Genomic DNA, 19978 nt, shown 5'->3' with positions numbered 1-19978 from the left:
ACCTCGGTGAAGCGCCGCTTGATCAACTCGACGCTCGGCGTCGTGCTCGTCGTCGTCGTGCTGTTCTGCGTGCCGCTCGCGCTGCTGGAGAAGCAGAGCATCGAGAACAGCGCGCAGAACGCCGTCCGCACCGAGGCGCTGCACCTGCTCGGCGTCGTCGAGAACCGCCTCGTGGCCGGGGAGCCCATCGACGCCGAGGCGCTGTCCGGGCTCACCGGCACCGACGCGAGCCGGTACGCCGTCATCCACCTGCCCGGCCAGACGCCGATCACCCTGGGCACCCCGCCGGACGGCGGCGACCCGGTCCGGGCGGTCGAGCAGGGGCCGCACAGCGAGACCGTGACCGTGGAGGAGTCCCGCGGACCGGTCAGCCGTGACATCCGGCGGATGCTGCTGCTGCTCGCGGGCGTCGCGGTGGCGACGATCGCCGCGGCGGCGGCTCTGGCGGTGTGGCAGTCGCGTCGGCTGGCGCGTCCGCTCACCGAGCTGGCCCAGACCGCGGAACGCCTGGGGTCCGGAGATCCGAGGCCCCGTCAGCGCCGGTACGGGACAGCCGAGTTGGACCGCATCGCCGAGGTACTGGACGCCTCGGCGGAGCGCATCGGCCGGATGCTCACGGCGGAGCGGCGCCTCGCGGCCGACGCCTCGCACCAACTGCGCACCCCGCTCACGGCGTTGTCGATGCGCCTGGAGGAGATCGCGGAGACGGACGACCCGGCCACGGTGAAGGAGGAGGCCGCGATCGCCCTCACCCAGGTCGAGCGGCTGACGGACGTGGTGCAGCGGCTCCTGACCAACAGCCGCGACTCGCGCAACGCCTCGGCGGTCGCGTTCGACGTGGACGAGGTCATCAAGCAGCAGGCGGAGGAGTGGCGCCCGGCGCTGCGCCGCGCGGGGCGGGTGCTGTACCTGGAGGGGCCGCCCGGGCTGTTCGCGGTGGGGACGCCCGGAGCGGTGGCCCAGGTGCTGGCGGCCCTGATCGAGAACTCGCTGATGCACGGGGACGGTGCGGTCACGATCCGCACGCGGGTGCGGGACACGAGAGTGGTGATCGAGGTCCAGGACGAGGGCGAGGGCGTCTCCGACGAGCTGGGCGCGAGGGTCTTCGAGCGGGCGGTCAGTGGCCACAATTCGACCGGCATCGGGCTCGCCGTCGCCCGGGACCTCGCCGAGGCGGACGGCGGCCGTCTGGAACTGCTCTCCCTCCGGCCGCCTGTCTTCGCCCTCTTCCTGGCGAGGCATGTGGACTGACCTGCAGTTGCACCCTCGGGGCGCGAGGAACTGCGCGAGCAACACACCACTCGGGGAGGTCCGACCCTTATCTGCGGGACGAACCTCCCCGAGTGGCGGGCTGGTTGCGCCGGCGGCACCTCCCGCCCGCGGGGTGGGAGATCCTCGCGCCCCTGAGGGCTACGCCCTCTCGTGGGGCGGTGCCGGGCGGCTACCGCTTCGTGGCGGGTTGCTTGGCGCTCTCCTTGGCGAGGATCTGCTCCGCCGCCTCCACTGCCTGCTCCGCGGGCAGGATGCGGAAGACCCACGTGCGGTACGCGATGAAGCGGAACACCGTGGCCAGACCGATGCCGGCCACCGCCGCGAACATCAGCTCGAGCTTGGTGTCGAGGCCGAGCCAGTACTTCGACGCGTAGACCACGCCGACCTGGATCACCGCACCGATCAGGCTGAACACCAGGAAGAGCGAGATCTCCCGGGTCCGGGTCTTCCGGTCGGCGTCCCGGTAGACCCAGTACCGGTAACCCACGTAGTTGGTGGCGATCGAGATCGCCGTCGAGAGCGCGTTGGCGCGGCCGGTCTGCATGAAGTCCTGCAGCACGGCGAAGGCACCGAGATTGACCAGGACGCCGATCAGACCGACCACCCCGAACTTCGCGACCTCGGTCGCGAGCCGGGAGATCACGCCGGACGCAGGCGCTGACGCCTGTGGCGGTGTGGGGCTCATGGCAGCTGTCCGTCTCTCTCGGTGCAGGGGCGGGGTCGCGGAGCCGGTGTCCGGCGCTCGCGCTCGCCCAGCGACAATGCTAGTAACTCGCGTCACAGCCCGAGTAGGCAAGTCCGCAGGTGACCGTACGGCGGACAACGGGCGTCCAGCGGGTGCGCCCCGCTGGGCGCTTGCCATCCGTGCCGGTCTGGCCTGCGCGGATGAGAGAAGAAGGCCCTCGTTATCCTTTGCGTGTGACTTTCCCCAGGCTCGGCATGATCGGCGGCGGGCAGCTGGCCCGCATGGCGCACCAGGCGGCGATCCCGCTTGGCATCAGGTTCCGGCTCCTCGCGGACACCGCGCAGGACTCGGCGGCCCAGGTGGTGAACGACGTGGTCCTCGGTGACTACCGGGACCTGGACACGCTGCGCGCCTTCGCGGAGGGCTGCGCCGTGGTCACCTTCGACCACGAGCACGTCCCCACCGAGCACCTGCGCGCCCTGGAGGCCGAGGGCGTCGCGGTCCGGCCCGGGCCGGAGGCGCTCGTCTACGCCCAGGACAAGGGGCTGATGCGGGCGAAGCTGGACAGCCTCGGCGTCCCATGCCCGCGCCACCGCATCGTCGCCGACCCGGCGGACGTGACCGCCTTCGCCGCGGAGGGCGACGGGTACCCGGTGGTGCTGAAGACCGTGCGCGGCGGCTACGACGGCAAGGGCGTCTGGGTGGTGCGGGACGAGGCCGAGGCGGCCGAGCCGTTCCGCGCCGGGGTGCCGGTGCTGGCCGAGGAGAAGGTGGACTTCGCCCGCGAGCTGGCCGCCGACGTGGTGCGCTCCCCGCACGGGCAGGCCGTGGCCTACCCGGTCGTCGAGTCCGTGCAGAAGGACGGAATCTGCCACGAGGTGATCGCGCCCGCCCCCGGCCTGTCGCCCCAACTCGCGGCCGAGGCCCAGCAGTTGGCCCTGCGCATCGCGGGCGAGCTCGGGATCACCGGCCACCTGGCGGTGGAGCTGTTCGAGACCCGTGACGGTCGCATCCTGGTCAACGAGCTGGCCATGCGCCCGCACAACTCCGGCCACTGGTCCATCGACGGGGCCGTCACCTCGCAGTTCGAGAACCACGTCCGCGCCGTGCTGGACCTGCCGCTGGGCGACCCGCGTCCGCGTGCTCCCTGGACGGTCATGGTCAACGTCCTCGGCGGCGACTACCCGGACATGTACCACGCCTTCCTGCACTGCATGGCGCGCGACCCCGGGCTGCGCATCCACATGTACGGGAAGGACGTGAAGCCCGGCCGTAAGGTGGGCCACGTCACAGTCTTCGGCGACGACCTGGACGAGGTGCGCGAGCGCGCCCGCCACGCGGCCGCCTACCTGCGAGGGGACATCACCGAATGAGCGAGCAGCAGCCTCTGGTCGGCATCGTCATGGGTTCCGACTCCGACTGGCCGGTCATGGAGGCCGCCGCCCAGGCGCTGGACGAGTTCGAGGTCCCCTACGAGGTGGACGTCGTCTCCGCGCACCGGATGCCCCGCGAGATGGTCGCCTACGGTGAGCAGGCCGCGGGCCGCGGGCTCAAGGCGATCATCGCCGGCGCGGGCGGCGCGGCCCACCTGCCGGGCATGCTCGCCTCGGTCACCACACTGCCGGTGATCGGCGTCCCGGTGCCGCTCAAGTACCTGGACGGGATGGACTCGCTGCTCTCCATCGTGCAGATGCCGGCCGGCGTCCCGGTGGCCACCGTCTCGGTGGGCGGTGCGCGCAACGCGGGCCTGCTCGCGGTGCGCGTGCTGGCGGCGTACGACGCGGATCTGGCCCAGCGGATGGGCGAGTTCCAGCAGGAGCTGAACCAGCAGGCCACCGAGAAGGGCCGCAAGCTGCGGGCGAAGGTGGCCGGCCAGAACGCCTTCGGCTTCGGGAGCTGAGTCAGGTGACCGGCGGGGAGCGGGACTTCGGGGCCGAGGCGCGGCGACTGCTGGCCGCGTGGCCGGTCGTGGACGGGCACAACGACCTGCCCTGGGCACTGCGCGAGCAGGTCCGCTACGACCTCGACGCGCTGGACCTCGCGGCGGACCAGACCGGCGTGTTGCACACCGACCTGGCCCGGCTGCGGGCGGGCGGCGTCGGCGCGCAGTTCTGGTCGGTCTACGTCCCCTCGTCCCTGGCCGGGGACCACGCGGTCAGCGCGACGCTGGAGCAGATCGACTGCGTGCACCGGCTGGTGGCCCGCTACCCCGATCAGTTGCGGCTGGCCCTGACGGCGGACGACATGGAGGCGGCGCGGGCGGAGGGCCGGATCGCCTCGCTGATGGGCGCGGAGGGCGGCCACTCCATCGACTGCTCGATGGCCACGCTGCGGGCGCTGTACACGCTCGGCGTGCGGTATCTGACGCTCACTCACAACGACAACGTGCCGTGGGCGGACTCCGCGACGGACGAGCCGAAGCTGGGCGGGCTCTCCGCGTTCGGCGAGGACGTGGTGCGGGAGATGAACCGGCTCGGCATGCTGGTCGACCTCTCCCACGTGTCCGCCGACGTGATGCGCGACGCCATCCGGGTGAGCGGCGCGCCGGTGGTCTTCTCGCACTCCTCGTCACGGGCGGTGTGCGACCATCCGCGCAACATCCCTGACGACGTGCTGGAGTCGCTTCGGGAGAACGGCGGCGTCGCGATGGCGACGTTCGTGCCGAAGTTCATCCTGCCCGAGGCGATCGCCTGGACCCAGGCGGCGGACGCGAACATGCGCGAGCACGGCTTCGACCCCCTGGACCTGAGCCCGGCCGGGCTGGAGGTGCAGCGCGCCTTCGAGGCAGGCCACCCGCGTCCGCTGGCCACGCCGGCGACCGTGGCGGACCACCTGGACCACATGCGCGAGGTGGCCGGCATCGACCACGTGGGCATCGGCGGCGACTACGACGGCACGGCGTTCACCCCGACCGGCCTGGACGACGTGGCCGGATATCCCAACCTGGTCGAGGAGTTGCTGCGGCGGCACTGGTCGCCCGCCGACCTGGCCAAGCTGACCTGGCAGAACGCGGTCCGCGTCCTCCGCGACGCGGAGGATGTCTCCCGCGCCCTGGTGAACCTCCCCCCGAGCCTGGCCACGCTCTGACGCCCGGTGCGGGCGCCGCGGGCCCTGCCGGGGGACGCCCCCCGAGGGAGGCCGGCCCGGAGCGCCTGCGCGCTTCGGCGCGACCCCCTCGGCCGGCGTGCCGTCCCGCCCGGCCTCGCTCCGGCGTGAGCGGTGACGCCCGCAGCGGAAGGGGAACGCCCCGCCCCAGGTGCGCCGCCTGCCGGCTTTCGGCGCGGGCGCGTGGGACACCGCTGCGCAGAGTGCCACTTCCGCGCGTACCGGAGCACCCCCCCGCCCGGGGCGCGTCCTTTCTGCCCGGCCTTCGGCCTCGGGCAGGCCTCGGTTTTCGGTCCGGGTGGGGCCCTGGTCCGGCGCCGCCTTCGCCGGTGGAGCGGGGGACCCCCGCCCGGGGCGCGTCCTTTCTGCCCGGCTTTCGGCCCCGGGCGGGCCCGGCTTTCGGTCCCGGTCCGGCGCCGCCTTCGCCGGTGGAGCGGAGCACCCCCGGGGCGCGTCCATCCCGCCCGGCCTCCGGGCCCGGCTTCGGCGTCGGGCGGGCTCGGCCTTCGGCGCGGGGGTGCCCCGTTGCTGGCTTGCGATCCGCGCACGGCCGCGCTCCCTGCGCGCGGCATCGCCTCCGCAGGGAACGGAGTTCCCCTGCGGGGCCGGTCCGTGCTGCCCGGCCTTCGGTCCTGGGCATGCCGCGGACTTCGGCCCGAGGGCGCCGGCGGCCCGTGCCGGGGACGTGCCCGCCACCCCCTGTGGTCGGCGGGGTCTGTCGTCGGCGTGGTGCTAACGGGCCGCTCGGGCGGACAAGGCGGCCGATGCCGCGAGCAGGAGGGCGGCCAGGGCCGCCGGCGTGGTGGGGAGGGTGGTGTGGGCGTGCGTGGAGGTGAAGACCGCGCGGACCGCCTGGTTCAGCGGGGAGACCGGGGCCACCATCGCGGCGAGCGACAGCGCGGCCAGGGCCAGGACGCCGTAGCCGCCGCGGCGCACCAGCGGGGGTCCGCAGAGTGTGCCCAGCGCGGTGCCGGTGAGCACTCCCACCAGCACCGCCGTCGCGCCGTCGGCGAGGACCCGCGCAGTGGCGCCCCCGCTCACCGCCGTCTCGAACGTGACGCCCGCCGCACCCAGCACCGCACCGAAGCCCAGGGCGACCGCCAGGCAGGCCAGTTGGACCTGGCGCGGGCCGGCCACGGCGGCGAGCACGGTACGGGCGGCCGGGGGTTCCATGCCGGTCGCCGCACGGGTGATCCAGCCGCAGACGGGGACGAGCATCGCGGCGCACCAGCCCAGGGAGTCCCCGAGCTGCTGGCCGCCGAACCAGCCCGCACCGAGCAGGATCGCGTACAGCAGCACCGGCGGCAGCCATCGCTGCGAGCCGAGCAGCAGGGCCAGTTGACAGCGCGTCAGCGCAAGCGTCATCGCACCGACTCCACTTGGTTGTCGGGGTCGCGCAGCAGATGCCGCAGCACCGCGTCCGAGTGCGCGGACTCCACCGTGACGACGACCGCGCGCGGGCCGCGCGACTCGACCGCGAGCACCCCGGGCACGGCAACCAGGCCGTCCGCGCTGCCGTGGAAGACGATCCGCCGGGTCGGCGCCGCGGCGGCGCTCTCCCGCACGCCGCCGCGCTCCACCCGCCAGCGCGCGGCGGTGAAGCGGCCCAGCCGGTCCGGGTCGTGGTCGACGAAGACCACGGTGGCGCCTTCGTCCAGGCACTCCGCGACGGCCGTGTCCAGCTCGGCCCGGGCGGACCGGTCGAGGCCCGTCCAGGCCTCGTCGAGGACGAGCAGGTCCACGGCGGAGAGCAGGGCCTGGGCGACGGCGACCTTCTGGCAGGTGCCCTTGGACAGTTCCGGCAGCGCCCGGTCGGCGTGCTCCGCCGCGCCGAAGCGCTCGAGCAGCTCCGCGGCGCGGGCGTGCACCGCCCGCCCGCGCAGGCCGCGGATCCGGCCCAGGTGGTGCAGGTAGTCCCGGGCGGTGAGCGGCAGTTCGCCGGGGAAGCGCTCCGGGACGTACGCCCGCCGGGCGGGCAGCCGGTGCACCCGGCCCCGGGTCGGGGCCTGCGCCCCGGCGACGATGCGCAGCAGCGTGCTCTTGCCGCTGCCGTTGCCGCCCTCCGCGCGCACCAGTTGACCGGGCGTCAGCTCCAGGCTGACGTCCCGCAGCACCCACGGTCCGCGCGGGCCGTACCGCTTGCCGATGGCGTCCAGTCGCACGCGGACACCCTAGCCACCCGTCAGTCGCCGAGCAGCGGGATCTCGATGGCGGGGCAGCGGTCCATCACCATGTCCAGTCCCGCCGCGCGGGTGCGGGCGTAGGCGTCCTCGTCCACGACGCCCAACTGGAACCACACGGCCTTTGCGCCCCCCGCGACGGCCTCGTCGGCGACCGCGCCGGCGAGGCGCGAGTTGACGAACACGTCGACGACGTCGACCGGGAAGGGGATCTCGGCGAGGGAGGCGTAGCCCTGCTCGCCGTGGACGGTCTCCGCCTTGGGGTGCACCGGGACGACGCGTTTGCCGTAGCGCTGGAGCACCCGGGCCACCCCGTAGGCGGCACGCGAGGTGTTGTTGGACAGGCCGACCACCGCCCAGGTGTCGCCCGAGTCCTGCAGGATCCGCCGGACCGTCTCGCCGTCCCCGTACATGTCCGCTCCTTCGCTTCCGTGCTGAACCGAACAACCCCTGCCCGGCCGCGGGCATTCCGGCCGGCAGGGGCGGCTCAGCGCTGCCGCAGGCGGTTGCGCAGGGAGGTCGCCGCGCGGTGCAGGGAGTGCAGCCGGGCGCGCTCCCACTGGGCGAAGGGGCCGGGGACGCCGAGCAGCGGGGTCGCCCTCCACAGGGAGAAGGCCCGGTCCAGCAGCGCGTCGGCGTACTGCGGGTCGGCGGGGGCGAAGGCGGCGGCGTCCCCGACGAGCCGCTCGAAGGCGAGGGCGTCCACCTGGGTGGGGGCCAGGTCGAGCAGGTAGCCGTCGCCCCGGCTGTGCACCTCGGCGGTGCCGCGGAACAGGTCGCGGACCCGGCCGGCGTGGAAGTGCACCTGGTCGGCGCTCCAGCCGCCGGCGTCCTGGTCGTAGGTCTCGGTGCCGAAGAGGCCGTCGACCAGTTCCGGCACCGAGACGTCCTGGCCCGCGTGGAGCGCGAGCATGGCCAGCAGCGCCTGCTGGCGCGGCGGCCCGGGCAGCAACGGGCAGCCCGAGGACCAGGCCCGGACCGGTCCGAGCAGGGCGACGACCGGAGCGGTGGCAGCGGCCGGCGCCGCCGGGGCGGCCGGCTGCACCGGCCGGGGCGGGTCCAGGGGCCTTCGCTGGCCCGGCAGTTGGACGATGGTGGTGGTCATGATCACTTCCCCCGAAGTGTTCGAGTGCACGGAGCGGCCCGCTTTCCCCGCAGCCGCCGCGGCCACCCTGTCAGACGGCGATGGACAACCGATCAACGCGCGTCCCGCCCGCGCTCCGCCGCGGCCCCGCCGCTGTCGGAGGCGGCTGCTACGCTCCAACCCCGCATCACGGGGAGGACGTATGGCCGAGTCGGACCGATCGGCGGACCCGGGGCTGGAGTTCGCCCTGCTGGGCGAGGTCGCCGCGCGGCGCGGTGGGCAGCCGCTGGAGCTGGGGTCGCCGCAGCAGCGCGCTGTGCTCTCCCGGCTGCTGCTCGCGGACGGCCGGGTGGTCCCGCTGGACGATCTGGTGGACGGCCTCTGGGGTGAGCAGCCGCCCGCGCGGGCGGTCGGCACGGTGCGCACCTACGTCTCGCGGCTCCGCGCCCTGCTGGACCCGGCCGCGGCGGGCCGCGGACGGCAGAGCCTGCTGGTGTCGGTGGGCGACGGCTACGCCCTGAGGCTGCCTCAGCTGCGCCTCGACGTCCGCGAGTTCGAGAGGCTCAGGATCGAGGGCGCGGCGGCGCTGGCCGCCGGGGACGGGCCAGGAGCGGCGGCGCTGTTCACCCGGGCCCTGGGCCTGTGGGGCGGCGAGCCGTTGGCGGGGGTGCCGGGGCCGTTCGCCGAGCGTGAGCGCGCCCGGCTGGCCGAGGGCCGGCTGGCGGTCGTCGAGGAACTGGCCGCGACGGAACTGGAGCTGGGCCGCGACGCGCAGGTGCTCGCCCTGCTCGGTCCGGTCGTCGCCGAGCACCCGCTGCGCGAACGTCCGCGCGCCGCGCTGATGCTGGCGCTCTACCGGAGCGGACGCCAGGCCGAGGCGCTGGGCCTGTACACCGACACCCGGCGGCTGCTGGTGGAGGAGCTGGGCGTGGAGCCCGGCCCCGAACTGGCCGAGCTGCACCGGCGCATCCTGCGGGCCGACCCCGAGCTGCTGGCCGGCACGCCGGCGACGGCGGAGCCCGCGGCCGACGCCCCGGCCGGCGCGCCGGAGGCGGTCCCCGTCCCGGCGCAACTGCCCAGGGACGTGCCGGACTTCACCGGCCGCCGGGAGCTCGTCGAGGCGCTGGCGCGGTCCCTGTCCACGGCGCACGAGCGGTCCGCGGTCACCGTGCACGGCCTCTCCGGCATCGGCGGCGTCGGCAAGACGACGCTCGCCGTGCACGTCGCCCACCGCGTGCGCACCGCCTTCCCGGACGGCCAGCTCTACGCCGACCTCGGCGGGGTCTCCGCCGCCCCGGCCGAACCCGCCGCGCTGCTGGGCGACTTCCTGCTCGCTCTGGGCGTCCCCGCCGACCAGTTGCCGGACGCGCTCGAGCAGCGCTCGGCGCTGCTGCGGTCGCGGCTGGCGGACCGGAGGGTGCTGCTGCTCCTCGACAACGCGCGGGACGCGGCGCAGGTGCTGCCGCTGATTCCGGGTACGTCGGGCAGTGCCGTGCTGGTGACCAGCAGGGTGCGGCTGGCCGGCATCCCCGGCGCGGTGCTCGACGAACTGGCCGCGCCCGACGAGCTGGAGGCGCTCGACCTGCTCGCGGCGGTCGCGGGCTTCGCCCGGATCGCGGGCGAGGGCCCGGCCGCGCGCGAGCTGGTCGAGGCCTGCGCCCGGCTGCCGCTCGCGGTCCGCATCGTCGCCTCCCGGCTGGCGGCCCGTCCCGGATGGTCGGTCGAGGCACTGCTCGACCGGCTGCGCGACGAGCAGCGCCGACTGGCCGAGCTGCGGGTCGGTGACCTGGCGGTGGAGGCCAGCTTCGAGCTGGGCTACCGGCAGTTGACCCCGCGTCAGGCCTGGGCCTTCCGCCTGCTCTCGGTCCCTGACGGTCCCGGCTTCGCCACCGCGTCGGCCGCCGCGCTGCTCGGGCTGGCGGACCAGGACGAGGCCGAGGAGCTGCTGGAGTCCCTCGTGGACACCGGCCTGCTGGAGGCCGAGGCCATCGGCCGCTACCGCTACCACGACCTGGTCCGGATCTTCGCCCGCCAGCACGCGGAGCGGGCGGACGGCGCCGAGGCGCGCGAGCAGGCGGTGCAACGGCTGCTGGAGTTCCTGCTCGCCCGGGTGTGCGCCGCGCAGGGTCCGCTCGCGGGCGACGAGGAGCTGGCCTGGCGGCTGCACGTCCCGGCCGGCGCCCCGGTGGAGGGTTTCCCGGACGACGACTCCGCGTGGGCCTGGTTGCGCGGCGAGCGGCCGGGCATCCTCGCGGCGGCGGCTTCGGCGCTGCGGCTGGCACCCACGCGGGCCCTGCACGCGGTGGTGGACCTGCTCATCGGCTGCATCTGGCTGTTCGAGCACGAGTCTGCCGGTCAGGGCTGGGGCCGCCTGCTGGACCAGGCCCTCGGCCGCGCCGTGGCGGACCGGGACACCGCCGCCGAGGGCCGACTGCGCTATCTGCAGGGGCTCCTGCACGGCTTCGCCGGCGAGAACGCCCGCGCCGAGGCCGAACTGCGGCACGCCCTGGGACTGTTGGAGCGGGACGAGAACCTGGAGATCCGGTACACGGTGGCCAGCGAGCTCGCCGTCACCCTGACCGCGTCGGACCGGGCGGAGGAGGCCCTCGCCTATCTCGAGCGGGCCCGGCTGCTCGCCGCCCGGCTCGGCCACCTCCCGGACGAGGCACGGCTGTTGAGCAACATCGCGCGTGGACACCTGGCGGCCGGGCGGGTCGAGGAGGCGCGGCGGGTGGCGGAGGCGTCCCTGCTCACCGCGCGGGCCTCGGGCAACGCCCACTGCCTGGCCGATGCCCACTACCAGTTGGGCAACGCACTGGCGGGCTCCGGCGACCACCAGGCGGCGCTGGAGCACTTCGCGGCGGGGCTGACGCTGTACCGCTCGCAGCGGCGGAGCGGCTACGTGGCGCTCACCCTGGCCCGGATGGCGCTGTCCCAGGCGGAGCTCGGCGCTTCCGGCGCCGCGCTGCTGCTGGGCGAACAGGCACTGGACGCCCAGGCGGGCTCGGACTCGCCCTACTGCCGCGCGCTGGCGCTGTGGGCGACCGGACTGGCGCTTCGCTCCACCCGGGAGCAGGGCCGCGCGCGCATCTGCCTGGAGGAGTCCCTGCGGCTCTTCGAGGGCCTCAACGCACCGGAGGCGGAGCCGGTCCGGACGCTGGTCCGCTCGGCCGGGGCGGGGGCGTTGATCGAACGTTGAGCGGCATCAGGAAGATGGTGCCGACGGGGGATTCACTCGGAAGGGATGCAACGGGGACATGAGCGATCAGACGTCGGCCGCCTCGGGGGAGACGAGCCAGGACGAGGCCGCGGCCGTTGTGGCCGAGGCCGTGGCCGTGACCACGGACGCGGCGACCGCCACGGACACCACCGGCACGGGGGGCACGGGGGGCACCGTCGACCCGGACCGGGTCCGCACACAGGACTGACGCGTCGTCACGGCGCACGTCCGGCCGGGTGGCACGCGGCCGACGGGGGACAGGCAACGGGGGACAAGTAACGGGGGACAGGGGGGCCGGACCTCCGCGGTGCGTCCGGGGCGGGGGCCCTAGGACGTGCGGCGGGGGTCGGCGGCCGCGTCGGCGGAGGGGAGGCCGCCGGCATGGAGCCGAAGCAGTTCGGGGCAGCGGTAGCTGTCCGGGGCGGGTGAGTCCAGCAGGGAGCGGTCGGCGAGCGCTTGCAGCAGCGCCAGAGCGGTGGGCCGGTCGACCGCCAGCAGTCCCGCGGCCTCGGCCGGGGTGAAGTCCTCCACCGGGGCGGACGCCAACTGCCGGAACGCCGCGGCCTGTTCAGGGGGCAGGCCGAGGAGGGTCCGGTCGAAGGCTTCCGCCACGGAGAGGGGGCCGAGGCGGAGTTCGGGCAGGCGGCGCCGGGGGGCGTCGAGGCGTGCGGCCAGGTGGGCGACGGTCCACTGCGGGCGTGCGGCGAGCCGCCCTCCGGCGATGCGCAGCGCGAGCGGCAGATGTCCGCACAGGGCTGCCAGCCGGGCCGCCTCCGCGGGTTCGGCGCCGATCCGCTCCGCGCCGGCGATGCGGGACAGCAGCAGCACCGACTCGTCGGGAGTCAGCGGGTCCAGCGGCACCGCTCGGGGGAGCAGCGTCCGCGAGTCGCTGGTGACGAGCACGGCGCAGGCCCCGTCGGGCGGCGGAAGCAGCGGACGCAGTTGCTCCGCGTCCCGGACGTCGTCGAACAGCAGCAGGAGCCGCCGCCCGGAGAGTGCGGCCCGGAAGCGGTCCGCGCGGTCCGCGGTGGAGGGCGGCAGACCGGCCGGGGGGATGCCGAGGGCGTGCAGCAGGTCGGCCAGGATCTCGCCGGGGTCGGCGGGGGAGCACGTCGAGGCGCGCAGGTCGGCGTGGAGCTGACCGTCGGGGAAGTGCCCGCGCAGCCGGTGCGCGACGTGGACGGCCAGTGCGGTCCGCCCGACGCCGGGACCGCCGGTGATCAGGACGGCGTCCGGCCGGGCCGCGAGTTCGCGGCAGAGCCGGTCGGCGAGTTCGGTCCGCCCGGTGAAGTCGGCGGTGTCGGCCGGGAGTTGTCCGGGTGGAGGTCCGGACGCCGGGGTGGTGGCGGCCGCGGAGGGGACGGCCCCCCCCGCGCCGGCGTCCAACTGCGCCCGCAGCGAGGTCAGCGCGGGGCCGGGATCGACGCCGAGGCGCTCGTCCAGCTCGGCCTCGATGGCGGTGTACGCCTGCTTGGCCTCCTGCGGACGGCCACAGCCCAGCAGCGCGCGGATGCGCAGCGCCCACAGCGACTCGTGCACGGGGTGCTCGGCACAGAGCGGTTCCAGCTCCGCGGCGGCCTCGGCGTGGCGGCCGAGGGCCAGGTCGTGCCCGAGGCGGGCCTCGCGGACGGCCAACCGGTCGTCCGTCAGCAGGATGCGGCGGCGTTCCGCCCAGGGCCCGGGCAAGCCGTGGAGCGGGGGCCCGCTCCAGAGGGACTCCGCCGCGCGCAGCAGTTCGTGCGCCTCACGGGTCGGCGCATTGCGTGCGGCGGCGACGAGTTGGCGGAAGCGGCCCAGGTCACTGGCGTCGGGCGGCAGGCGAAGGGCGTAGCCGTCCCCGACGGTGACGAGGAGTTCGGGACGGGTACGGTCCCGTTCGAGGACGGCGCGGAGCCGGGAGGCGTAGGTCCGCAGCGCGCCTCGCGCTCGCGCGGGCGGATGCTCGCCCCACATGCGGTCGACGATGGCGTCCCCGCTGAGCGGTCGGCCCTCCTCCGCGACGAGCAGGGCGGCGAGGAGCCGCTGCGCGGGAGAGCCGAGCGCGAGTTCGGCGCCCGCGCGCCACGCCCGCACGCTGCCCAGCAGCGCGAATCTGACGCCCGCGTCCCCAACCATGCCCGGCATCCTACGGGCCCCCGAAGGGTGGGAGGATCCCCACCCTTCGGGCGGGAGGCGCCCCCGGCGTGAGCAACACACCACCATGGAGGTTCGTCCCGCAGATGGGGTCGGAGCTCCCCGAGCGGTGTGTTGCTCGCACAGTTCCTCCCCACCCTTCGGGCGGGGGTCCCCAGCGACTCTCAGGGCCCTGCGGCCCGCAGGGTCCTGGCGCCCCCGGGGATCAGGGGCGGCCGAGGGCGCGGTAGGTCCAGCCCGCGGTGCGCCAGACCGCGGGGTCGAGGATGTTGCGGCCGTCGAGGATCTGCCGGGAGGCGACCACCGAGCCGACGGCCTCCGGGTCGAGCTCGCGGAACTCCTGCCACTCCGTCAGGTGCAGCACCACATGGGCGCCTTCGCACGCCTCCAGCACCGAGTCCGCGAAGGTCAGCGACGGGAACTGCTTGCGCGCGTTGTCCATCGCCTTCGGGTCGTAGACGGTCACCTGGGCGCCCTGCAGCTGTATCTGCGCGGCGACGTTCAGCGCCGGCGAGTCCCGCACGTCGTCCGTGTTGGGCTTGAAGGCCGCTCCCAGCACCGCCACCCGGCGGCCGAGGAAGCCGCCGCCGCACTGCTCACGGGCCAGCTCGACCATGCGCGAGCGCCGCCGCATGTTGATGGAGTCGACCTCGCGCAGGAAGGTGAGCGCCTGGTCCGCGCCCAGTTCGCCGGCCCGGGCCATGAAGGCGCGGATGTCCTTCGGGAGGCAGCCGCCGCCGAAGCCGAGGCCGGCGTTGAGGAAGCGGCCGCCGATCCGCTCGTCGAAGGCGAGCGCCGCGCTCAGCTGCACGACGTCCGCGCCCGCGGCCTCGCAGACCTCCGCCATCGCGTTGATGAAGGAGATCTTCGTCGCCAGGAACGAGTTGGCCGCCGCCTTGACCAGCTCCGCGGTCGCGAAGTCGGTGACCACCAGCGGCACGCCGTCCTCGGTCAGCGGGGCGTACAGCTGACGGAGCGTCTGCTCCGCCCGGCCTCCGGGCTCGGCGACGCCGATCACCAGGCGGTCCGGGTGGAGGGTGTCCTTGACCGCGTAGCCCTCGCGCAGGAACTCCGGGTTCCAGGCCAGCGCCACGTCGCCGGGGCCCAGCTCGGTCAGGCGCTCGGCGATCCGGGCCGCGCTGCCCACCGGGACGGTGGACTTGCCGACGACCACCGCTCCCGGGCGCAGCACGGGAGCGAGCTGGTCGACGGCCCGGTCGAAGTAGCTCATGTCCGCCGCGAACTCGCCCTTGCGCTGCGGCGTGTTGGTGCAGACGAAGTGCACGTCGCCGAAGGCGCCCGCCTCCTCCCAGGAGGTGGTGAAGCGGAGCCGGCCGGAGGAGACGTGCCGGGTCAGCAGCTCCTCCAGGCCGGGCTCGAACATCGGAACCCGACCGGCGGAGAGGGCCGCGACCTTCTCCGGGTCGATGTCCAGACCCAGCACCTCGTAGCCCAGCTCGGCCATGCAGGCCGCATGGGTGGCGCCCAGGTAGCCGGTTCCGATGACGGTGATCCTCATGCGCCAGATCGTAGCGTCCGTTCCGCTGCCCGCCCGGGCAGGTGGTTGAAGAAGAGGTTCAGCACGATGGCGCTCAGGCACCCCGCGCTGATCCCCGAGTCCAGCACGGTGCGGACCAACGGCGGGAAGGCGTCCCAGATCGTCGGCGAGGCGATGGGCAGCACGCCGAGGCCCAGCGAGACGGCCACGGTCAGCAGGTTGCCGTTGCTGCCGAGGTCCGCCCGGGCCAGGGTGCGCACGCCGCTGGCGGCGACCGTGCCGAAGAGCGCCAGGCCCGCGCCGCCGAGGACCGGCTGGGGCACGACGCTGATCAGCGCCCCGCCGACCGGGAACAGGCCGAGCAGCACCAGGATCACGCCGCTGACCGCGACGACGTAGCGGCTGCGCACGCGGGTCAGCGCGATCAGGCCGATGTTCTGCGCGAAGGCGCTGGCGGCGAAGCCGTTGAGGACCGCGGCGAGCACGGTGGCCGCACCGTCCGCCCGGAGGCCGCCCTCGATGGTCCGCTCGTCGGCGGGCCGCTCGACGATCTCCCCGAGGGCGAGCATGTCCGCCGTGCTCTCGGTCATCGAGACCAGCATCACGATCAGCATGGAGATCACCGCGCCCACCGCGAAGACGGGAGCGCCGAAGTGGAACGGGGAGGGCACCGCGAAGACCGGGACCGAGCCCAGCGCGGAGAAGTCGGTCCGGCCGAGCGGGATCGCGACCAGCGTGCCCAGCACCAGGCCGAGCAGCACCGCGATGCTGGCCAGGAAGCCGGTCAGCCAGCGGTTCAGTACGAGCACCGCTGCCAGCGTGAACCCCGCAAGCCCGAGGTTGCCGACGGAGCCGTAGCCGTGGGCGCCCGGCGTGCCGCCCTGGGCCCAGTTGGCGGCCACCGGCAGCAGGGAGAGGCCGATCAGGGTGATCACCGTGCCGCTGACGACGGGTGGGAAGAACCGGTTGAGCTTGCAGAACCACGGTGCGGCGAGGAAGGCCGCGGCCCCGGCGACCAGGACCGCCCCGTAGACCGTGGGCAGCGCCTGGCCGGGATGGGCCTGCTTGGCGATCGCCAGCATGGGCGCGACGCCGGCGAAGGAGATCCCGTTGACGAAGGGCAGCCGGGCGCCGATCCGCCAGACGCCGAGCGTCTGCAGCAGCGTGGCCAGGCCGGAGGTGAGCAGCGCCGCGCCGATCAGCAGGGTCAGCTCGGCCCCGCGCAGTCCGACGGCGGTGCCGACGATCAGCGGCGGGGCGACGACTCCGGCGTACATGGCGGCGACGTGCTGCAGGCCGTAGGCCAGCAGCTTGGGTGGGGGCAGCAGTTCGTCCACCGGGTGGACGGGCTGCCGTTCGGAGGCGGAGCTCGGGGCGGACGTGGTCGCAGGGGAAGCCACTCTGATTCCTCCTGGTGCGCAGGGGAGTTGGAGAGGGGCCTGGTCAGCAGGGGGACGGGCCTGTGAACAGGGACGTGCGCTGCACAGGCGCGTGCGCGTCCCGCGGCGAACGGGACGAGCCGTCGTTTCCGCAGTGCGGTAACTCCGTTTCGCCTGAGGGAAACGTAGGAGTCGCCGGGATGGGGGTCAACAGACTGTTGAAGGCTTTGGAGCATCCCACAAGCGACGAAGGGGCTGCGTCGGGGCGTCTCTTCATCGAGGATGTGCCACATCCCTTGCGGGGGTGGGCTGCTGAAGGGGAGTCAGCTGTGGGAGGCGGCATGCGCGGCATGCGCGGGATACGACGGGCTGCGCTGGCGGCCGTGCTGGCGCTGGGAGCGCCGGCCGTCGCGGCGCCGTCGGAGGCGCAGGCGGCGACGGGCGCGGATCCGGCGGCGATGCGCGCGACGGGCGGCGGCACGCAGCTGATCACGGTACGGGCGGCGTCGGCGCGGGCGACCACCGCGCTGGTCCAGTGGTGGACGTACTCGACCAGCCGCCGCCGCTGGGTGCTCATGGGTCAGGCGGCCGGCCGTGTGGGCGCCCGCGGGCTGGTCGCCGGGACGCAGCGGCGGATGAACACGTACACGACGCCCACGGGCCTGTTCGACCTGCCCTTCGCCTTCGGCGACAGCGCGCCTCCGGCGGGGACGCGCATGCCCTACCGCCGCCCGACGCGGACCACGTGGTGGTGCGAGGACGCCCCCGCGAAGGAGTACAACCGGTGGGTCGACCCCCTGCCCCGGGACTGCCGGGCGAGCGAGTCGGAGCGGCTGGCGGCGTCTCCGGTGCAGTACGCGCGGGCGGTGCTGATCGGCTTCAACTACGCCAAGCCCGTGAAGGGGAGGGGAGCGGGGATCTTCCTGCACGTCAACGGGCATGGCGCGACGGCGGGTTGCGTCTCCGTCCCCGCGAACTCGATGAGCGCGCTGCTCAAGTGGCTTGACCCGAAGGCCCACCCTCACATCGCCATCGGCGCGGCGAGCGGGGCGCTCGCCCTCAACGGCTACTAGCTAGGAGGTCGCGGGGGCGCGGAAGGCAGTCCCAACCGGCAGGGGGTGCGGGGTCCCCCACCCATCGGGCAAGGTGCCCCCGGCGCGAGCAACTCAGCACCCAGGGAGGTTCGTCCTGCAATCAGGGTCGACCCTTCCTCAGCGGTGGGCTGATCACGCGGTCCCCCGTGCCCCCTGCTGGGCGCGGACGCGATGGAACTCCCAGATGTTGAGGGCGACGACCAGCGCCGCCATCAGGGCCAGGCAGCCGGCCGAGGGCAGCACCGCGGCGAGGGGGGCGGCGACGGCCACTCCCGCCGCGCCGGCCAGCCGGGTCGTCGAGTGGAGGCGGAACATCCGATAGCGCGTGTACTCGAAGGTCGCCAGATACAGCGCCGTGCCGCCGAACAGCAGGATCGCCGTCTGCACGCCCAGCAGCCGGTCCGGGTGCGTGACCGCCGCGGAGATCCCGGCGGCCACCCCGATCACGCCGGTCACCAGGGAAAGATGCCCGTAGGACAGCACCTGCCGCACGATGTCCGTCGGCACCGCCGCCGTCCGCATGGCGTGCCGCATCGCGTCGGCGGCGTAGTGGAAGTAGACCCACCACAGCGCGCAGACCAGCACGTAGGCCAGCGTCACGGCCACCAGCTCCGCTGCCGTCACGCGGGCTGACGAGGCGACAGGAATGCCGATCGACACCAGCGTCTCGCCCAGTGCGATGATCAGGAACAGGCCGAACCGCTCAGGCAGGTGCTGCGGGTGGAACGGAATGTGCAGCAGTTTCCGCCGCACGGCCAGCGGGGTGGCCAGGTCCGCGGCCGCGGCAACGCCCCAGAGGGCGGTCCGCGGCCAGCCGTCGACCAGGCCGCCGGCCAGCAGCAGCGGACCGGTCAGGAAGGCGCCGACGCCCATCGGACCGACCAGGGTGCCCTCGCCGAGCTTGATCTGTGCGGCCAGCAGCCACCGGGCCGCCAGGTAGGCGGCACCGAACAGCAGGCCGCGGGAGCCGTAGGCCTGCGGCAGCGCCAGAGCCAGGAACAGCCCGGTCAGACCGATGGCGAAGATGCCGAGGCGGCCCCGGGGCGTCTCAGTGTCGGTGATGTCCGCGAGCACGCTGGTGCCCACCCAGGTCCAGTAGACGGGCACGAGCACCACGAACGCGTGCAGCAGCCCGCGCCAGTCGTGGTGGGCGTGGAGCAGCGCCGACACCTGCGTCACGCAGAGCACGAAGACGAGGTCGAACAGCAGCTCCGCCCAGCTGACCCGCTTCTCCGTGATCCCGGATTCCCCCGACTCCTCAGTCACGCGGGGATCCTAACGGCCCGTCAGTGCGTGCTGCCGCCGAGATTGAGCACGACCACGCCGACGATGATGAGCAGGATGCCGAGCAGCTTCCAGGTGTTCACCGTCTCCGAGAGGAAGAGGAACCCGATGGCGGCGACGACCGCAGTGCCCACCCCGGACCAGATGGCGTAGGCGCTGCTCACCGGAACCTGTTTGAGGGCCTGCCCCAGCATCGCGAAGGAGGCCAGGTAGCCGAGCACCACGACGGCGCTCGGCACCGGCCTGGTGAAGCCTTCGGCGAACTTGAGCGAGACGGTCGCGCAGATCTCCGAGGAGATCGCGAGAGCGAGATAGAGGTACGCCACGGTCGCCCACGCTAACCCGCGGCCGGTACCAGGCCGAGCAGCAGGTCGAGGTCCACGTCGAGCAGGCTGCGGACGACGGTGCGGCGCGGCGCTGCGGGGATCTCGGCCACCGAGGGGACCGCGACGACGGCGCAGCCCGCGGCCTCGGCGGAGGCGACGCCGGTGGGGGTGTCCTCGACGGCCACGCACCGGCCCGGGTCCGCCCCGAGCGCGGCGACGGCGGCCCGGTAGGGGTCGGGAGCGGGCTTGGTCTCGGGGGTCTCCCCGGCGGCGAAGGAAGCGGCGAACCGGCGCCGGCCCAGCGCGTCGAGGACGGTGTCCACGACGGGCCGCGACGAGGCCGAGACCAGGGCGGTGGGCACCCCGGCGGCGTCCAGCGCGTCCAGCAGCTCCAAAGCGCCCGGCAGCGGGACGACCTGATGCCGCACCAGTTCCGCGAAACGGCGCTCGAGCGCGGCGCAGAGCCGGTCCGCCCCGGTCCTGCCGCCCGCGCGCTCGGCGAGGTGCGCGGCGCTGTCCTCGACCGCCCGGCCCAGCACGTACGGCACGTCGGCCTCGCCGAGCCGCAGGCCGAGCTTCCGCGCCTCCTCCTCGACGGCCTGCCACCACAGTCCCTCGGTGTCGACGAGCGTCCCGTCCATGTCGAAGAGGACCGCGTGGAGTTCTTTCTGCAAGGAGCTGCCTTTGCACTCGGGGATCGCACTCAGGGGAACCGGAG

General features: G+C 74.2%; 18 protein-coding genes. 7 read left to right on the top strand and 11 right to left on the bottom strand.

What is annotated here, in order from left to right; genetic code table 11:
• The first annotated feature begins 6 nt into the window (after positions 1 to 6).
• A complete protein-coding gene (locus ACFP3V_RS19670) occupies positions 7 to 1251 on the top strand; it encodes an ATP-binding protein (RefSeq protein ID WP_380585208.1) in 1245 nt (414 codons plus the stop codon).
• Positions 1252 to 1441: 190 nt separating this feature from the next.
• Here ACFP3V_RS19670 and ACFP3V_RS19665 read toward each other — a convergent pair whose 3' ends face one another.
• Positions 1442 to 1957 carry a GtrA family protein gene (locus ACFP3V_RS19665; protein WP_380585206.1) on the bottom strand — a complete coding sequence of 172 codons (516 nt, stop codon included), beginning with the start codon at positions 1955 to 1957 and terminating at the stop codon, positions 1442 to 1444.
• Positions 1958 to 2157: 200 nt separating this feature from the next.
• On the opposite strand from ACFP3V_RS19665, the gene ACFP3V_RS19660 reads away from it, so the two are divergent.
• Genes ACFP3V_RS19660 through ACFP3V_RS19650 form a run of 3 tightly spaced genes read left to right on the top strand, consistent with a single transcriptional unit; the run spans position 2158 to position 5044 of the window.
• Positions 2158 to 3330, top strand: coding sequence for a 5-(carboxyamino)imidazole ribonucleotide synthase (locus ACFP3V_RS19660; protein WP_380585204.1), 1173 nt, complete (start codon positions 2158 to 2160; stop codon positions 3328 to 3330).
• The gene (purE, locus tag ACFP3V_RS19655) at positions 3327 to 3857 is read left to right on the top strand and encodes a 5-(carboxyamino)imidazole ribonucleotide mutase (protein WP_380585202.1); all 531 of its coding nucleotides are present in this window, start codon (positions 3327 to 3329) and stop codon (positions 3855 to 3857) included. The genes ACFP3V_RS19660 and purE overlap by 4 nt, the downstream gene beginning before the upstream one ends.
• A gap of 5 nt (positions 3858 to 3862) precedes the next feature.
• Complete coding sequence (locus ACFP3V_RS19650; RefSeq protein WP_380585200.1) at positions 3863 to 5044, top strand: dipeptidase; 1182 nt, start codon at positions 3863 to 3865, stop codon at positions 5042 to 5044.
• A gap of 750 nt (positions 5045 to 5794) precedes the next feature.
• Here ACFP3V_RS19650 and ACFP3V_RS19645 read toward each other — a convergent pair.
• The 4 genes from ACFP3V_RS19645 to ACFP3V_RS19630 form a co-directional block, all read right to left on the bottom strand.
• Complete coding sequence (locus ACFP3V_RS19645; protein WP_380585198.1) at positions 5795 to 6427, bottom strand: ABC transporter; 633 nt, start codon at positions 6425 to 6427, stop codon at positions 5795 to 5797.
• Positions 6424 to 7224: an ATP-binding cassette domain-containing protein gene (locus ACFP3V_RS19640; RefSeq protein WP_380585196.1), complete on the bottom strand. Its 801-nt coding sequence runs from the start codon at positions 7222 to 7224 to the stop codon at positions 6424 to 6426. The genes ACFP3V_RS19645 and ACFP3V_RS19640 overlap by 4 nt, the downstream gene beginning before the upstream one ends.
• Positions 7225 to 7244: 20 nt before the next feature.
• Positions 7245 to 7655 carry a CoA-binding protein gene (locus ACFP3V_RS19635; RefSeq protein WP_380585194.1) on the bottom strand — a complete coding sequence of 137 codons (411 nt, stop codon included), beginning with the start codon at positions 7653 to 7655 and terminating at the stop codon, positions 7245 to 7247.
• Positions 7656 to 7729: 74 nt separating this feature from the next.
• Positions 7730 to 8347: an AfsR/SARP family transcriptional regulator gene (locus tag ACFP3V_RS19630; RefSeq protein WP_380585192.1), complete on the bottom strand. Its 618-nt coding sequence runs from the start codon at positions 8345 to 8347 to the stop codon at positions 7730 to 7732.
• Positions 8348 to 8528: 181 nt separating this feature from the next.
• On the opposite strand from ACFP3V_RS19630, the gene ACFP3V_RS19625 reads away from it, so the two are divergent.
• Together ACFP3V_RS19625 and ACFP3V_RS19620 are read left to right on the top strand one after the other, a co-directional pair.
• Complete coding sequence (locus ACFP3V_RS19625; RefSeq protein ID WP_380585190.1) at positions 8529 to 11525, top strand: AfsR/SARP family transcriptional regulator; 2997 nt, start codon at positions 8529 to 8531, stop codon at positions 11523 to 11525.
• A 58-nt stretch (positions 11526 to 11583) separates the two neighbouring features.
• Positions 11584 to 11754 carry a hypothetical protein gene (locus ACFP3V_RS19620; RefSeq protein ID WP_380585188.1) on the top strand — a complete coding sequence of 57 codons (171 nt, stop codon included), beginning with the start codon at positions 11584 to 11586 and terminating at the stop codon, positions 11752 to 11754.
• 119 nt (positions 11755 to 11873) lie between these two features.
• Here the strand turns inward: ACFP3V_RS19620 and ACFP3V_RS19615 are convergent, their stop codons facing one another.
• The 3 genes from ACFP3V_RS19615 to ACFP3V_RS19605 form a co-directional block, all read right to left on the bottom strand.
• A complete protein-coding gene (locus ACFP3V_RS19615) occupies positions 11874 to 13661 on the bottom strand; it encodes an AfsR/SARP family transcriptional regulator (RefSeq protein ID WP_380585186.1) in 1788 nt (595 codons plus the stop codon).
• A 223-nt stretch (positions 13662 to 13884) separates the two neighbouring features.
• On the bottom strand, positions 13885 to 15198 hold the full coding sequence (locus ACFP3V_RS19610) for a UDP-glucose dehydrogenase family protein (protein ID WP_380585184.1): 1314 nt from the start codon (positions 15196 to 15198) through the stop codon (positions 13885 to 13887).
• Positions 15195 to 16577 carry a nucleobase:cation symporter-2 family protein gene (locus ACFP3V_RS19605; RefSeq protein ID WP_380585182.1) on the bottom strand — a complete coding sequence of 461 codons (1383 nt, stop codon included), beginning with the start codon at positions 16575 to 16577 and terminating at the stop codon, positions 15195 to 15197. The genes ACFP3V_RS19610 and ACFP3V_RS19605 overlap by 4 nt, the downstream gene beginning before the upstream one ends.
• Positions 16578 to 16897: 320 nt before the next feature.
• On the opposite strand from ACFP3V_RS19605, the gene ACFP3V_RS19600 reads away from it, so the two are divergent.
• Positions 16898 to 17629, top strand: coding sequence for a L,D-transpeptidase family protein (locus tag ACFP3V_RS19600; RefSeq protein WP_380585180.1), 732 nt, complete (start codon positions 16898 to 16900; stop codon positions 17627 to 17629).
• 153 nt (positions 17630 to 17782) lie between these two features.
• Here the strand turns inward: ACFP3V_RS19600 and ACFP3V_RS19595 are convergent, their stop codons facing one another.
• The 3 genes from ACFP3V_RS19595 to ACFP3V_RS19585 are packed head-to-tail and all read right to left on the bottom strand — an operon-like array spanning position 17783 to position 19934.
• Positions 17783 to 18916: a low temperature requirement protein A gene (locus ACFP3V_RS19595; RefSeq protein ID WP_380585178.1), complete on the bottom strand. Its 1134-nt coding sequence runs from the start codon at positions 18914 to 18916 to the stop codon at positions 17783 to 17785.
• Positions 18917 to 18936: 20 nt separating this feature from the next.
• Positions 18937 to 19260 (bottom strand): DMT family transporter, encoded by a 324-nt coding sequence (locus ACFP3V_RS19590; RefSeq protein WP_380585176.1) that lies wholly within the window; start codon positions 19258 to 19260, stop codon positions 18937 to 18939.
• An 11-nt stretch (positions 19261 to 19271) separates the two neighbouring features.
• The gene (locus ACFP3V_RS19585) at positions 19272 to 19934 is read right to left on the bottom strand and encodes an HAD family hydrolase (RefSeq protein ID WP_380585174.1); all 663 of its coding nucleotides are present in this window, start codon (positions 19932 to 19934) and stop codon (positions 19272 to 19274) included.
• Between the last annotated feature and the right edge of the window lie 44 nt (positions 19935 to 19978).

The sequence above is a fragment of the Streptacidiphilus monticola genome, assembly GCF_042658505.1.
GTDB lineage: Bacteria > Actinomycetota > Actinomycetes > Streptomycetales > Streptomycetaceae > Streptacidiphilus > Streptacidiphilus monticola.
Note: the sequence above shows the minus strand (reverse complement) of the source record. Positions and strands in the feature narration are given on the sequence as shown.